Genomic DNA, 13,533 nt, shown 5'->3' with positions numbered 1-13,533 from the left:
TTAACGTACCTTCAGCGTTGCCAGGCCAATCAGCACCAGCATCAGCGAAATAATCCAGAAGCGCACGATGACGCGCGGCTCTGGCCAGCCTTTCAGTTCATAGTGATGGTGAATCGGTGCCATACGGAAGATGCGCTGGCCGCGCAGCTTAAAGGAACCGACCTGCAGGATCACCGACAGGGTCTCAACCACGAATACCCCGCCCATGATCACCAGCAGGAACTCCTGGCGCAGCAGCACGGCAATAATACCCAGCGCGCCGCCCAGAGCCAGTGAACCGACGTCACCCATAAAGACCTGGGCCGGATAGGTGTTGAACCACAGGAAGCCCAGCCCCGCCCCGACAATGGCCGTACAGACGATCACCAGCTCGCCCGCGTGACGCAGATAAGGAATGTGCAGATAGTTGGCAAAGTTCATGTTGCCGGTCGCCCACGCCACCAGCGCGAAACCTGCGGCCACGAAGACCGTTGGCATAATGGCCAGGCCATCCAGACCATCGGTCAGGTTCACCGCATTACCGGTGCCCACAATCACGAAGTACGCCAGCAGAATGTAGAACAGCCCCAGTTGCGGCATGACGTCTTTAAAGAACGGCACCACCAGCTCGGTAGCGGGAGTATCTTTTCCGGCCAGATACAGCGCGAAGGCCACGCCCAGCGCAATTACCGACATCCAGAAATATTTCCAGCGGGCGATCAGACCTTTCGTGTCTTTACGTACCACTTTGCGGTAATCATCAACAAATCCAATGATTCCGTAGCCCACCAGCACAGTCAGCACACACCAGACGTACGGGTTGGATGGATAGGCCCACAGCAGCACGGAAACCACGATCGCGGTCAGGATCATAATCCCGCCCATGGTTGGCGTACCGCGCTTGCTGAAGTGCGATTCCGGACCATCGTTACGCACAACCTGGCCGAAAGAGAGTTTTTGCAGACGGGCAATCATGCGCGGGCCCATCCACAACGAGATGAACAGCGCAGTCAGCAGGCTGACGATGGCGCGAAACGTCAGATAAGAAAAGACGTTAAAGCCTGAGTAATATTTGACCAAATGTTCGGCCAGCCAAACTAACATGTCCCGTTCTCCTGTAATGCGTGCACTACCTCTTCCATGGCGGCACTACGTGAACCTTTCACTAACACAGTCACAATTTGTTTTTCAGCAATCAACGTCTTCAGACGTTCAATCAGTGCGGCTTTATCGGCAAAATGTTCGCCAACACCGCTGGCATGGCTAATCGCCTGGCTCAGTTTTCCTGCGCTCAGTACGCAATCCAGCCCGGCCGCTTTCGCGGCTTCACCCACCTGGATATGACAGGCTTCGCTCTCATCGCCCAACTCGGCCATATCGCCAACCACCATCACGCGATAGCCTGGCATTTCGGACAACACCTGTACGGCTGCCGTCATCGAACCGACGTTCGCGTTGTAGGAGTCATCCAGCAGCAGTTTGTTTTCTGCAAGCTGGACTGGGAACAGACGTCCCGGTACGGCTTTTAAATTCGCAAGGCCAGTTTTGATCGCGTCATGTGTTGCGCCGACGGCCATCGACAGCGCCGCGGCAGCAAGCGCATTAGCGATGTTATGGCGACCCGGCAGCGGCAGCAGAACCTCAATGCCTCCCGTTGGGGTATTGAGCGTGAATTCCGTGCCATGCGAAGTCACATGGATCTGGGTCGCGGTAAAATCACTGTCTGCCGCATTTGGCGAGAAGCGCCACGTCTTACGTGAACCGATGATGCTCTGCCAGTTCAACCAGTCGTTATTATCGGCATTCATAATGGCGATACCGTTATCCGGCAGGCCGGTATAGATCTCACCTTTGGCTTTCGCCACGCCTTCAAGTGAACCGAAACCTTCCAGATGCGCGGCGGCCAGGTTGTTCACCAGCGCAGCCTCCGGACGCGTCAGGCTGACCGTCCAGGCAATTTCACCCTGGTGGTTTGCCCCTAATTCAATCACCGCAAAGTCATGCTCTTTGGTGAGGCGAAGCAATGTCATCGGCACGCCGATGTCATTATTTAGATTGCCTGCGGTGTAAAGCGTGTTACCGCACTGACTGAGGATCGCCGCCGTCATCTCTTTTACTGACGTTTTGCCCGAAGATCCCGTCAGAGCAACAACGCGAGCCGGCACCTGCTGACGAACCCATGCTGCCAGTTCACCAAAGGCAAGGCGCGTATCCTTCACCACAATCTGCGGTAAATCGATATCGAGTTTGCGGTTCACCAGCAGCGCACCCGCACCATTCTCTTTCGCCTGTTCAGCAAAATCGTGGGCGTCAAAACGTTCGCCCTTCAGCGCCACAAACAGGCACCCGGCGGTCACTTTGCGGGTATCTGTCGTCACGGCGTCGATGGTCAGATCCTGACCATGCAGCGTCCCCTGCAGGAGGGTTGCCGCCTTGCCGAGCGTTAAGCTGATCATGCCACCACTCCCAACAGACGCGCTGCCGTTACACGGTCCGAATAGTCCAGACGACGATTGCCAACAATCTGATAATCTTCATGGCCTTTACCCGCCAGGAGCACGACATCGTTCTCCTGCGCCTGCATGATGGCGTTGGTCACGGCTTCCGCACGGCCTTCCACCACGCGGGCACGTCCTGCGTCCAGCATACCGGCCAGGATATCGTTGATAATGGCGCGCGGCTCTTCAGTACGCGGGTTGTCATCGGTCACAACCGGAATATCCGCGAACTGTTCGGCGATGGCACCCATCAACGGACGCTTGCCCTTGTCGCGATCGCCCCCACAGCCAAACACACACCAGAGCTTACCGGCGCAGTGCAGACGTGCCGCTTCAAGCGCTTTTTCCAGCGCATCCGGCGTGTGGGCATAATCGACAACAACGGTCGGTTTACCTGGTGCACTGAACACTTCCATACGGCCACAGACGGGCTGCAGACGCTCTGCGGTGTTGAGCAGTTCGGCCATCGGATAGCCCAACGCCAGCAGCGTTGCCAGCGCCAGCAGGAGGTTGCTGACGTTAAACGCCCCCATCAGGCGGCTTTCAATTTCGCCTTCACCCCAGGAAGAGGCAAAGCGAATCGTCGCGCCGCTGTCGTGATAATTAACCTCAACCGCCTTCAGCCAGCGGCCATGGCAGTTCGGATTGATATGGTCTTCCATCGACACCGCAACCGCATCCGGCAGCTTCGCAAGCCAGCGGCGCCCCACTTCGTCATCAGCGTTGATAATGGCCTGTCCATAGTGATGCGTGGAGAAGAGCAGCCATTTCGCGGCCTCGTAATGCTCCATATCACCATGATAATCAAGATGATCGCGACTCAGGTTCGTGAACACGGAGGCGGCAAATTTCAACGCCGCCACACGATGCTGTACCAGACCATGAGAGGAGACTTCCATCGCGGCAAAGGTCGCACCCTGCCCTGCCAGACCGGCAATCACATGTTGTACGTCAACCGCGGAGCCGGTGGTGTTTTCCGTCGGGCTCACTTTACCCAGCAGCCCATTCCCCACGGTGCCCATTACGGCGCCGGTTTCTCCCAGCAGCTGCGCCCATTGCGCCATCAATTGGGTGGTCGTCGTTTTACCGTTAGTGCCCGTCACGCCCACCAGACGCAGCTGGTCTGAAGGCTCGTTATAAAAACGTCCCGCCAGTGCGGAGAGTCGCTCATTCAACTGGCTAAGGTAGATAACCGGCACACCGTGCATTTCACGGATTTCACCGTCGGTTGCCTCATCTTTAGCCTCAGCAATAATGGCAGCTACACCTTGCGCAATCGCCTGCGGGATATATCGACGCCCGTCCGCCTGATGACCAACTACAGCCACAAAAAGATCGCCGGAAGCAGCCACACGGCTGTCCAGTACCATCTCCCGTAGCGCTCGCTCAGGTGCGTTTGGCACCCACGGAGCGAGAAGGTCGCGCAAATTACGATCTGCCACCTGTACCCTCGCCTTGATTAATTACAAATTCACTTTTTTCGCCCGTTGCCAGCGCGTCCGGTTCAACGTTCATGGTGCGTAATACGCCGCCCATGATGGCGCCGAACACAGGCGCTGAAACGGCGCCGCCGTAGTATTTACCCGCCTGTGGATCGTTAATGACGACCACCAGCGCAAAACGCGGATTGCTTGCAGGCGCAACGCCTGCGGTATAGGCAATGTATTTGTTGATGTAGCGGCCATCTGGCCCCACTTTTTTCGCCGTACCGGTTTTAATGGCGATGCGATAGCCTTTGATCGCCGCCTTCACGCCGCCACCGCCAGGTAGCGCCACGCTTTCCATCATATGCACAACGGTACGAACGATAGATTCCGGGAAGATACGCTCGCCCGGAACCGGTGGATCAACTTTGGTAATCGACAGTGGGCGATAGACGCCATAGCTGCCAATCGTTGCGTAGACTCGCGCTAACTGTAACGGGGTTACCATTAGCCCGTAGCCGAAAGAGAAGGTGGCCCTCTCTATGTCAGACCACCGTTGTTTTTGAGGATATAAGCCACTGCGTTCTCCGACCAACCCCAAATTGGTCGCCTTTCCTAGCCCAAAACGTGAGTAAGTCTCTACTAACGCTGAGGACGGCATCGCTAACGCCAGCTTTGAAACACCGACGTTACTCGACTTCTGTAATACCCCGGTCAGGGTCAATTCGCTGTAGCGCGCCACGTCTTTAATCTCGTGGCCGTTGATTCGGTAAGGGATCGTGTTCAGAACCGTGTTCTCATTGACGATGCCGCGTTGCAGCGCCGTCATCACCACCATCGGCTTCACCGTGGAGCCAGGTTCGAACACGTCGGTAATGGCCCGGTTACGCATTGCATCTTTGGCGGTACCGGTAAAGTTGTTCGGGTTGTAGGACGGGCTGTTGGCCATCGCCAGCACTTCGCCAGTGCTGACATCCACCAGCACGGCGCTGCCCGACTCCGCCTTGTTAAAAGCCACGGCATTGTTCAGCTCGCGATACACCAGCGCCTGCAGGCGTTCATCAATACTCAACGCCAGGTTATGCGCGGCCTGGCTGTCTGTGGAAGAGATATCTTCAATCACGCGACCATAGCGGTCTTTACGCACGATTCGCTCACCCGGCTGACCGGTAAGCCACTTATCGAAGCTTTTTTCAACCCCTTCAATCCCCTGGCTGTCGACGTTGGTAAAACCAATGAGGTGAGCGGTTACTTCGCCGGAAGGATAGTAACGGCGAGACTCTTCTCGCAGATGGATACCCGGGAGCTTCAGTTTTCTGATGTAATCGGCCATGTCAGGGTTAACCTGACGCGCCAGATAGATAAAGCGCCCTTTCGGGTTGGCATTAACGCGGGAGGCAAGCTGATCCAGCGGCATTTTCAGGGCGTCAGACAGCGCTTTCCAGCGGTTGTCGAGCGTGATACCACCGGCATCGTGCAGCTCTTTCGGATCGGCCCAGATCGCCTTCACCGGTACGCTCACCGCCAGCGGCCGACCGGAACGATCGGTGATCATCCCGCGAGATGTGGAGACTTCCTGTACGCGCAGAGAGCGCATATCGCCCTGGCGCACCAGCATGTCAGGCGCGATGATTTGTAGCCACGCCACGCGTCCCAGCAGGAAGCCCAGCGCGAGTAAAATGCAGCCGCAAAGCAACGCAAAACGCCAACTGATAAAGTTGGCCTGTTCTTCCTGACGTTTTGGTTTTAGCGTTTTTGCCGCTGCTCTCATGCGTCGCGTTTTCCCTTATTTTTGTACTACGATATTTTCCTGGGAAGGATCAACATGCTGCAATTGCAGCTTTTCTGTTGCGATCCGCTCGACCCGGCTGTGATCGCCGAGGGCGTTTTCTTCAAGGATCAGGTTTCGCCATTCAATATCCAGCGCATCGCGTTCCAGTACCATCTGCTCGCGTTGCGCAGTCAATAAACGTGTGTGGTGGGCTGTCGTCACCACCGTTACTGCCGTCACAATGATGCAAATGAACAAGCAGAGTGGCAGCTTCCCAAACCGCAAAAGATCGTCGCCGATCACGCCAGGCAAGGCATGGCGCTCGTTGCTTCCTAACGAATCCTTAACTTTGCTTAGGGTCTCTGTCACTCTGCCGATCATGCGTTCGTCCTCTCTGCAATACGCAGCACTGAACTACGGGCGCGTGGATTCTCTGCCACCTCTTCTTCGCCCGGCATCAACTTGCCTAATGCTCGCAACTGACGGCCACCCAGCTTCCTGAGTTGTTCTTCCGTCATCGGCAGCCCTGCTGGCACCTGTGGACCGCGGCTTTGTTCACGCATAAAGCGTTTCACAATACGGTCCTCCAGCGAATGGAAGCTGATGATGGACAACCGCCCTCCCGGGGCCAGCACGTCGAGCGAGCTTTTTAGCGCCAGCTCTATTTCCTCCAGTTCACTGTTTACCCAGATGCGAACCGCCTGGAAGGTACGGGTCGCGGGGTGTTTGTGTTTATCCTTCACCGGTGTTGCCGCCGCAATCACCTCAGCCAGCTCTTTCGTGCGGGTCATCGGCTCAATACGATTGCGCTCAACAATGGCGCGCGCGATGCGCTTGCCAAAACGTTCTTCGCCAAAGGTTTTAATCACCCAGGCGATATCGGCTTCATCTGCGGTCTGTAACCACTCGGCGGCAGACAGACCGCGCGTGGGATCCATGCGCATGTCCAGCGGGCCGTCGCGCATAAAGGAGAAGCCGCGTTCAGCATCATCAAGTTGGGGTGAAGAGACGCCAAGATCGAGAAGAATCCCGTCGATCTTGCCCGTCAGGCCGCGCTCAGCTACGTAATCCGCCAGCGCAGAGAAAGGTCCATGCACGATGGAAAAGCGTGGGTCATCGATGGTTTGCGCAACAGCAATCGCCTGCGGATCGCGATCAATTGCCAGCAGACGTCCTTCCGCTCCAAGCTGGGAGAGGATCAAACGCGAGTGGCCACCGCGACCAAAAGTGCCATCAATGTAGATGCCGTCCGGACGAATATTCAGGCCGTTGACGGCCTCATCCAGCAACACCGTTGTATGTTTATAATTTTCCATCATATTTATAGAGACAAGTCCTGCAGCCGTTCCGACAAGGTTGCGGAATCAGACTGCTCAGCGTCGATATCTTCCTTGACCTGTTGATACCAGGTCGTTTCGTCCCACAGTTCAAACTTGTTGAACTGACCGACCAGCATCACTTCTTTGGTCAGACCGGCATGCTGCCGCAGCACAGGCGCAATCAGTAATCGCCCAGCACTATCCATCTGACACTCACTGGCATGCCCCAATAACAACCGCTGCACGCGGCGTTCCTGTGGGTTCATGCTCGACAGTCGCGACAGCTTTTGCTCAATAATTTCCCATTCAGGTAAAGGGTAAAGCAGCAGGCAGGGGGAGTTGATGTCAATGGTGCAAACCAGTTGACCCGAAGCGTTCTCGATCAGCTGGTCGCGGTATCGGGTTGGTACCGATAAACGCCCCTTACTGTCGAGATTGACTAACGTTGCTCCACGGAACATGCCAGTCTCACCCCTCCTCACCACTTTAACCCACAAATTCCCACCTAAAGGAGTTTACGGAGCGAGGGAAAAGCTTGTCAAGCCAGGACTCTCTCTATACGAACCCGAAAGGGCTCTATTTACAGAGATAAACAGTCCTGGTTAATAACTGCACAACTGGCGAGGCAAAATTAACGTTATGAATATTTGTAAGAAAAAAACCGAATATGCACACTAGCGTTAAGGCTCACTCAATATCATCGCATCGAAATATAAAGTGTCAGTTTGCGACGCGGGCAGCATTTTAAGACATATTCACAGGGGATAACAGCGCCACATTCACCACAATGCGCAATGAACGAGCCGACTGGCAGGCAAGCACGCTGGAGCAGGGGTAAAACGTCTGAATATTCATCGACCGGGCAGCTTTGTAACAAAACAATACAAAGACAGGCTTTATAAATCGTATAAATGTTCTTTCAAAGGCATTTTAAAAAGCCTGAAAGAATAAAAAAAATAGCAGGTTCTGATTCCTAAGGAATCGTCCTAATTTTTCTCCGGGAATTATTTGACAGAATTATCCAGAAAAAAGAGGGGACAGTTTTCGCTGCCCCCTCTCATTTCATTAATGGCGGCTTAAAATTCCGCGACGGTAGAGATTACGTTTGATGCGCGTCAGCCCCGGCTTCGGTTTACGTGGTTCATCAAGGCTCGCGAGAACGATCTCCAGCACGCGCTCCGCCACATCACGATGGCGCTGCGCGACGGCCAGGACCGGACATTGCAGGAAGTCGAGCAGTTCGTTATCACCGAAGGTGGCGATAGCGAGATCGGAAGGCAGCTTACCATCCCGACGCAAAGTGACATCCATCACCCCCTGCAGCAACGCAAATGAAGTGGTGAACAGAGCCTGAGGCATCGGGTGCGTCTCCAGCCATTTCTCGAACAACTGCGCAGCGGCTTCGCGTTCATAACTGTTGGCATAAAGGTAGTGAACCTCGCGCGGGTCGTCTTTCCACGCCGTTCTGAAGCCTTGCTCACGCAGGAAACTCACAGAAAGCTCAGGCAACGCCCCAAGATAGAGCACGGTTTCAGCCGGAAAGGTTCTCAGCTCCGCGGCCAGCATTTCCGCGTCATCCTGATCGGCACCAACGACGCTGGTAAAATGCTCTCTGTCCAGGGCGCGATCCAGTGCAACGATTGGGAACGGATCGTTCGCCCAGCGTTGATAGAAGGGATGCTCGGGTGGCAAGGAGGTCGAAACGATGATCGCATCAACCTGACGCTGGAGCAGATGCTCAATACAGCGCATTTCGTTATCAGGCTGATCTTCAGAGCAGGCAATCAGGAGCTGATAGCCACGCTGGCGAGCCTGACGTTCAAGATAGTTAGCGATGCGGGTGTAGCTGGTGTTTTCCAGATCGGGGATCACCAGACCAATCGATCGGGTGCGCCCGGCACGTAAGCCCGCTGCGACAGCATTCGGGTGGTAGTTGTGCTCACGAACCACCGCCATGACTTTCTCAACGGTTTTGTCGCTGACACGGTACTGCTTTGCTTTACCGTTAATCACATAGCTGGCCGTAGTTCGTGACACGCCGGCTAGCCGGGCGATTTCATCCAGTTTCACAATTGCCCCTTAAAAAAAGAAAAGAGTCCATGGCCCTGTCAAGGTTATGGTTAAATCTTTTAACATCTAAACGCAGAATAGCTTTCGCGGCAACCGCTTTTATCTGTGTTATCGGCGTATTACGCAAAAAACGCCCGGCTTTGGTGACCGGGCTGAAAGAGGCGAACCTTATTACCTGCTAACGCATGATTTTCTCGCCGCGCGAAAGACCGACAACGCCCGACCGCGCAACTTCAACAATTTTTGCCACATCCCTTACGGACGCCAGAAATGCATCCAGCTTGTCACTCGTTCCCACCAGCTGAACCGTATATAAAGAAGGGGTAACGTCAATAATCTGCCCACGGAAGATATCCGCGTTGCGTTTAACCTCTTCACGGCCGTAACCACTGGCCTGAATTTTCACCAGCATGACCTCACGTTCTACATAGGCCCCCTGCCCCAGTTCGCTCACGCGCAGAACATCGACAAGTTTGTGTAACTGTTTCTCGATCTGCTCAAGCACCTTGGCGTCGCCGACGGTCTGAATCGTCATGCGCGACAGCGTAGGATCCTCGGTAGGGGCAACGGTCAGGCTCTCAATGTTGTAGCCGCGTTGTGCAAAGAGTCCAATAACGCGTGACAGTGCGCCAGACTCGTTTTCCAGTAATACAGATAATATCCGGCGCATATCAGGTTCTCTCCGTTTTACTTAACCACATTTCGTCCATACCACCACCGCGAATATGCATCGGATAAACGTGCTCTGTGCCATCGACAATGACATCCATGAAAACAAGGCGGTTATTTTTGACGTGTTCAAGCGCTTCAGCAAGTTTCGCTTCCAGCTCTGCCGGCTCGGTCACCCGCATCCCGACATGACCATAGGCTTCGGCCAGACGAACAAAATCCGGCAGCGATTTCATGTAGGAGTGAGAATGGCGGCCAGAGTAGATCATATCCTGCCACTGCTTCACCATACCGAGATAACCGTTATTCAGGTTGAGAACCAGGACCGGAAGTTCATATTGCAACGCGGTGGAGAGTTCCTGGATATTCATCTGAATGCTGCCGTCTCCCGTCACGCAAACGACGGTTTCATTCGGCAGCGCAAGCTTCACCCCCAGTGCGGCAGGTAACCCAAAGCCCATTGTCCCCAGACCACCAGAGTTGATCCAGTGACGTGGTTTATCAAACGGATAATAAAGCGCGGCAAACATCTGATGCTGACCTACATCAGAGGTGACATAGGCTTCACCTTTCGTCAGATGCCAGAGGGTTTCGATCACCGCCTGCGGCTTAATGTTTTCGCTTTGGGTATCGTATTTCAGACACTGACGTGCTCGCCACTGCTCGATCTGTTGCCACCAGTCGCGGATCTCATCCAACGGTTGTGAAGGGGTTTCCTGCGATAGCAGATCCAGCATTTGCTCCAGAACCTGTCGCGCATCCCCAACGATCGGCACATCCGCCGGTACCGTTTTCGAAATAGACGTAGGATCGATATCAATATGCAGCACGGTGGCGTTCGGGCAGTACTTCGCCAGATTGTTGGTCGTGCGATCGTCAAAGCGCACGCCAACGGCAAAGATCACATCCGAATGATGCATCGTCATGTTGGCTTCATAGGTACCGTGCATGCCCAACATACCCAGAGCCTGGCGGTGCGTTGCCGGGAAGGCGCCCAGTCCCATCAGTGACGAGGCGACAGGGAGATTCAATTTTTCGATCAGCTCACGCAGTTGCGCTTCACAGGCTGAGTTAACCGCGCCGCCTCCGACATAGACCACCGGCTTTTTCGCAGCCAGAAGCGTGTGTAACGCACGTTTGATCTGACCTTTGTGGCCCTGTGTCGTTGGGTTGTAGGAGCGCATACTTACCGTTTCCGGCCAGACATACGGCAGCTTGTTTGCCGGGTTAAGAATATCTTTTGGCAGATCGACCACCACAGGACCAGGACGCCCACTGGCTGCCAGCCAGAAGGCTTTTTTCAGTACGCCGGGAATGTCTTCGGTTTGCTTCACCAGGAAACTGTGCTTCACAACGGGGCGTGAAATTCCCACCATGTCGCACTCCTGAAATGCATCGTAGCCAATCAGTGACGTTGCGACCTGCCCGGATAGAATGACCAGCGGGATGGAGTCCATATAGGCTGTCGCAATGCCGGTAATTGCATTCGTCGCGCCGGGGCCGGAGGTGACCAATACCACGCCCACTTCACCCGTCGCACGCGCCAGCCCGTCAGCCATGTGCACCGCCGCCTGCTCGTGGCGCACCAAAACATGGTCAATGCCGCCTACCGTATGAAGCGCATCATAAATATCCAGAACTGCGCCTCCAGGGTAGCCGAACACCTGCTTAACGCCCTGATCGATTAACGATCGGACGACCATTTCCGCGCCAGACAACATCTCCATGCTTTGCCTCCAGGCATTTTGTTATAGACGGACTGCAGAATTCATTTCCACACCGTCTTACGATCGTGATGAACCAATCTTATATATTGCAGAGTGATCGTTACCTTAACCGCTCGTTTTGAGGCAGGCAATTAGCAAACAGGACGCGGCAAACGGGGTCAGAAGCACAAAAAGCAGCGTTACAGGGAGGATATGGTTAATTCCACTGTAATTCGTTCGTGAGGTGATAAATCATCGCTGAAAAGCGCAACCTTTCAGGAAATCATCTATTTTTGCGAAGCTGGCAGCAGCCAGAAAAAATAACTACAGCACAAAATACCGCAAATGAAAAAATACGCAGGATAAACCACACACGCCGATGTGATTTATCCTGACGCGCTTATCGGCGGCAAATGCTAATAAGCAGCTCTTCCATCCACTGATGGCCTTTATCCCGGCCTGCGGCTTCATGCCAGGAAAGATAACAGGTACGGCTATTGAGTTTGAGTGGCAACGGCAGGATTTGCAGATTTAAGGGTTCCGAAAACTCCTCCGCCAGCCAACGCGGGGCAATAGCGACCAAATGGGTCTGGGAAACCACATTTAAGACGCTGACCATGGCCATTCCCTGATAAGCCACGCTCGCCTGTTTATCCGCAGTGTCATACCACGGCAGACTAAATGAGGCGTATCGGTCGAGGGCAACAACAGCGTGCTGCTCGTTATAAACATCACTTTCGCGCAGCGGCATATTCATTCGTGGATGTTTTTTGCTGGCGACCAGTACCATTTCATCTTTAAACAGAGGCACACAGGAAAATTCCGGACGACGGAACTCTTCGTATCCCAGAACGAATTCTGTTTCCTGATACCGAAGCTGATGTTCTGTGTTCTGATTAAGAGAAGATTTAAATACCAGTTGAATATTGGGCGCAATTTCTTCCACTTTATTGTAGATCACGGACGTCAAATAATTATCTAACGGGCTACATACACAAAGATGGAAAACACGCTCACTGCTTAAGGGCTCAAAACCCGATCCCGGCAGCTCATTTTGCACCAACTGTAACGCCTGGCGGATAGAGCCAAACAGCTGAAATGCACGCGCCGTGGGTTGAATCCCCCTGCCATAACGAACAAACAATTCGTCATTAAACATCACTTTAAGCCGGGATACCGCATTGCTGACGGCAGGCTGCGACATCCCCAGAGACTGCGCTGCCCGCGTGATATTCTGTTCCTGCATCACCGCGTCAAACACGGTCAACAGATTGAGATCCACGGTGCGTAACTGAGGTTTAACCCCATTATAACCCTGAGGTTGATTAATATTATTTTCTGGCACTCCTGGCTCCACTGTCACGCTAAACTCCCTTTGCCAAATTACAGTAATAATTTCGAAAAATATGATTTACCATGCAGATACAACCAGCGAAAGAGAATTGTTTAAAATTCGGAAAATATAAAGAGCGCATCATCAAAAGGGTGACTTCGCCCAGGTCATTGATGGTGAGATGAAATTCCGCATAAATGATATCAATGACATTATGGTTTGCATGAAACCATAATCAAGACAAATACACAATCGCCCTTCGGTTAATGATAACTTAAGTATTATTAAACTATTCACGTGAGCCATGCCAAACAATTAACAAACTCGCATCATTGCTCACGCTTTATTTACTGCATTTTTATTTGCAGCACTAATAAATCAATGAAATTAAAAACAATTCTTCTCAGGGCTCATCCATTACAGACGTATGTTGAATTGATACTAATTATATTTAAATCGTTCCGGAGATGAATCTCCAGTCCAAAAATAGACTTTTCAAAAGGCATGAAAGATAAAAACCAGCACAATTAGCTAAATCAAATTCTCTGGAACGCCGTGCGAACGGGGTCGTTTTTGTTGTCAGGGGTTGACATCAACCCCCATATCCAGTACCACTAAAAGCATATTGAATTTAACGGAGCACGATTCATGATTCGCACCATTCGTTTCACCGGTCTACTACTACTAAACGCATCCTCTGTGCGCGGTAGACTGGCGGGCGAAATTCAGCGTTGAATCGTCACCAGTAAGACTAAAAACCCGCG

At 53.3% G+C, this 13,533-nt stretch carries 12 protein-coding genes; 1 reads left to right on the top strand and 11 read right to left on the bottom strand.

Translation table 11 applies throughout. The features are described 5' to 3' along the window. From mraY to leuO, 11 genes are all read right to left on the bottom strand, one after another. The gene (gene mraY / locus ACMWKA_RS15560; protein WP_008501985.1) at positions 1 to 1,083 is read right to left on the bottom strand and encodes a phospho-N-acetylmuramoyl-pentapeptide-transferase; all 1,083 of its coding nucleotides are present in this window, start codon (positions 1,081 to 1,083) and stop codon (positions 1 to 3) included. After that, positions 1,077 to 2,435, bottom strand: coding sequence for a UDP-N-acetylmuramoyl-tripeptide--D-alanyl-D-alanine ligase (gene murF / locus ACMWKA_RS15555; protein WP_047352030.1), 1,359 nt, complete (start codon positions 2,433 to 2,435; stop codon positions 1,077 to 1,079). Before murF ends, mraY begins: the two co-directional genes overlap by 7 nt. After that, positions 2,432 to 3,919 (bottom strand): UDP-N-acetylmuramoyl-L-alanyl-D-glutamate--2,6-diaminopimelate ligase, encoded by a 1,488-nt coding sequence (murE, locus tag ACMWKA_RS15550; RefSeq protein ID WP_013095570.1) that lies wholly within the window; start codon positions 3,917 to 3,919, stop codon positions 2,432 to 2,434. Before murE ends, murF begins: the two co-directional genes overlap by 4 nt. Beyond that, a complete protein-coding gene (locus ACMWKA_RS15545) occupies positions 3,906 to 5,672 on the bottom strand; it encodes a peptidoglycan glycosyltransferase FtsI (RefSeq protein ID WP_023620014.1) in 1,767 nt (588 codons plus the stop codon). Before ACMWKA_RS15545 ends, murE begins: the two co-directional genes overlap by 14 nt. Positions 5,673 to 5,687: 15 nt before the next feature. After that, the gene (gene ftsL, locus ACMWKA_RS15540) at positions 5,688 to 6,053 is read right to left on the bottom strand and encodes a cell division protein FtsL (protein WP_008501989.1); all 366 of its coding nucleotides are present in this window, start codon (positions 6,051 to 6,053) and stop codon (positions 5,688 to 5,690) included. Continuing rightward, a complete protein-coding gene (rsmH, locus tag ACMWKA_RS15535) occupies positions 6,050 to 6,991 on the bottom strand; it encodes a 16S rRNA (cytosine(1402)-N(4))-methyltransferase RsmH (protein ID WP_414760397.1) in 942 nt (313 codons plus the stop codon). The genes ftsL and rsmH overlap by 4 nt, the downstream gene beginning before the upstream one ends. A gap of 2 nt (positions 6,992 to 6,993) precedes the next feature. Continuing rightward, positions 6,994 to 7,452, bottom strand: coding sequence for a division/cell wall cluster transcriptional repressor MraZ (gene mraZ / locus ACMWKA_RS15530; protein ID WP_014830641.1), 459 nt, complete (start codon positions 7,450 to 7,452; stop codon positions 6,994 to 6,996). Positions 7,453 to 8,056: 604 nt separating this feature from the next. Further along, entirely contained in the window at positions 8,057 to 9,061 is a 1,005-nt protein-coding gene (cra, locus tag ACMWKA_RS15525) for a catabolite repressor/activator (protein WP_013095565.1), read from the bottom strand. Between the two features lie 178 nt (positions 9,062 to 9,239). Then, positions 9,240 to 9,731: an acetolactate synthase small subunit gene (gene ilvN, locus ACMWKA_RS15520; protein ID WP_008501994.1), complete on the bottom strand. Its 492-nt coding sequence runs from the start codon at positions 9,729 to 9,731 to the stop codon at positions 9,240 to 9,242. Between the two features lies 1 nt (position 9,732). After that, positions 9,733 to 11,457 (bottom strand): acetolactate synthase 3 large subunit, encoded by a 1,725-nt coding sequence (ilvI, locus tag ACMWKA_RS15515; RefSeq protein WP_097533946.1) that lies wholly within the window; start codon positions 11,455 to 11,457, stop codon positions 9,733 to 9,735. Positions 11,458 to 11,836: 379 nt separating this feature from the next. Then, entirely contained in the window at positions 11,837 to 12,781 is a 945-nt protein-coding gene (gene leuO, locus ACMWKA_RS15510; RefSeq protein ID WP_013095563.1) for a transcriptional regulator LeuO, read from the bottom strand. A 636-nt stretch (positions 12,782 to 13,417) separates the two neighbouring features. On the opposite strand from leuO, the gene leuL reads away from it, so the two are divergent. Then, on the top strand, positions 13,418 to 13,504 hold the full coding sequence (leuL, locus tag ACMWKA_RS15505) for a leu operon leader peptide (protein WP_071830037.1): 87 nt from the start codon (positions 13,418 to 13,420) through the stop codon (positions 13,502 to 13,504). The last annotated feature ends 29 nt before the right edge of the window (positions 13,505 to 13,533 follow it).

It is taken from the genome of Enterobacter sp. 03-F-07-AD-ECC, from assembly GCF_047530935.1.
GTDB lineage: Bacteria > Pseudomonadota > Gammaproteobacteria > Enterobacterales > Enterobacteriaceae > Enterobacter > Enterobacter cloacae.
Note: the sequence above shows the minus strand (reverse complement) of the source record. Positions and strands in the feature narration are given on the sequence as shown.